Below are 1,882 nucleotides of genomic sequence, written 5' to 3'. Positions count from 1 at the left end.
GAGCCGGCGTATGCGTTACACATAATCCGTAAGGGGGCGGCGCTCAGAGTTGCGAGGCGCGCCCGCCCCCTTACCAACCCCCACCCGCGCGACGCTAGCGGTGCGAGCTACGCTCGCGTTAATTCTTTATATTGCGACTACGTCGCATAAAATTCCACCAATCCTAAAAGATCTGATAATAAAATTCTTTCGTGCTTAAAATTTTAAAATTCCAAGCGTAAAAGAATTTTGAAATTCCAAATACGGTAAAATTTAAGTGGCGGCAAAATTTCGGAATTCTTATAGGCAGCAGAATTTCAAAATTCTGATCGGCAGCGGAATTCTGAAATTTCGTAAATTTAAAACGATTGAATAAGGAGGTCTCATTGAACCCGATTACCGAAAAGCGCAGCGTTTCGGGCTACTACTACGCCGAGGATCGCGAGTATGTGTACTTCGTGACGGACGCGCCGCGCGAGCAAAACTACCGCTTTATTTTCGACGCAGGCGCGATCTATTTGCAGGAGGGTACCGCCGAGGTGCGGCTTAGCAGCGAGGCGGAGTTTTTCGCGGTCGTAAAAAAGATCCTCGCGCAGTACCGCGATAAAATTTTAGAGCACTCCGCAGAGCTTGAGAATTATGAAAAAATTTACACGCGCCGCGGCGATTTTTCGAAATTTATGAAAAGGCATTCGATCCTAAAATATGAAATCCGCAAATTTCAAAACAAAATTTCGCATTTCTACGAGGCGCTGCTCATCTGCGCAAACGAGCAGCCGGCGCTGAAAAAGCAGCTGAAAAACTACGCCTACGAAGCGGGCGTTTTCAAGGGCGTGATGAGCGAATACGCCGTCAGGATCGAGGATATCTATCAATTTATCCAAGGCCTCAAAAACGACAAAATTAGCCGCAACATCTACATTCTCACGATCATCTCGTCGCTGCTGATGCCGCTAAATTTCATCACGAGCTTTTTCGGGATGAACACGACGGGGCTGTTTTTAAGCGGCTCGGCGCACGGCACGCTCATCGTGACGCTTGCGATGTGCGTGATTTTCGCGGCGATGGTTGGCTTTCTTATGCTCTACGCCAAAAGACGAAGCTAAAGCGAAGGGGTTAAATTTTGAACAAAAACGAGCTAAAAAATATCCTAGGCGGATACTTCGGAAGGGAGATTGCGGGCGATTTTAGAGTGCTGAAAGAGTATGAGATCGCACGCTGCAACGACGCGGCAAAATTTCCTTTTGAGGGCGATAGCGGGCTGCTGCGCGAGTTTTGTATCTTTGCAGACGGCGGCAGCGGCGATCTTTGGCTGCTAAGCTCTGGCGGCGAGATCGCGTTTTACGACCATGATTTGGAGTTTTTGTCCGAGGCAAATTTGAAAAAATTCGATCTAAATCTTGCGGGCTGGCTAAAGATCGCCGAGCTTTTTTGCAAATTTGAAACCCTTGGCAACCCGAGTAGCACGCAAAAGGCGGAGTTTGAACAAAGCGTAGCTAAAATCTGTCCGCAAATTTTAGAAATTTGGGAAATTTAAGCGCTGCTTGCGGCGCCTAAATTTAATTGCAAAACAGGAGCAACGATGAAATTTATCGCATATTACGACTCGCCGCTTGGTAAAATCACGCTCGCGGGCGATGAGGCGGGGCTTTGCGGGCTGTGGTTCGAGGGCGAGAAATACTACGCGCACGCTCTCGCGGCAAGCGGCGCGGATAAAAAGCGGGGCTACGACGATCTGCTCGCAAAAGTGCGGCACGCCGCGAGCGAAACGCAGCGCGATTTTGCGGCTCAGGATGCGAGCAAAAAATCTCACGCATCCAATCTTTCGGTGCAAGGCGGGAGCAAAAAATTCTGCGTAAACGAGCAAGGCGGCTACTTCGAGGAGAAAAATCTGGCTGTTTTC

General features: G+C 49.0%; 2 protein-coding genes and 1 pseudogene. All 3 read left to right on the top strand.

Going from position 1 to position 1,882, the window contains the following annotated elements; all coding sequences use genetic code 11:
* The first annotated feature begins 365 nt into the window (after positions 1–365).
* The gene (locus Q0140_RS03385; protein ID WP_297961895.1) at positions 366–1,085 is read left to right on the top strand and encodes a CorA family divalent cation transporter; all 720 of its coding nucleotides are present in this window, start codon (positions 366–368) and stop codon (positions 1,083–1,085) included.
* 17 nt (positions 1,086–1,102) lie between these two features.
* Positions 1,103–1,516 carry a hypothetical protein gene (locus Q0140_RS03380; protein ID WP_297961892.1) on the top strand — a complete coding sequence of 138 codons (414 nt, stop codon included), beginning with the start codon at positions 1,103–1,105 and terminating at the stop codon, positions 1,514–1,516.
* A 45-nt stretch (positions 1,517–1,561) separates the two neighbouring features.
* A pseudogene (locus tag Q0140_RS03375) lies at positions 1,562–1,882 on the top strand (hypothetical protein); the annotation flags it as partial.

Origin of the sequence: uncultured Campylobacter sp., assembly GCF_938045405.1 — a bacterium.
Classification (GTDB): domain Bacteria; phylum Campylobacterota; class Campylobacteria; order Campylobacterales; family Campylobacteraceae; genus Campylobacter_B.
This window is presented reverse-complemented; position numbering and strand designations above follow the sequence as displayed.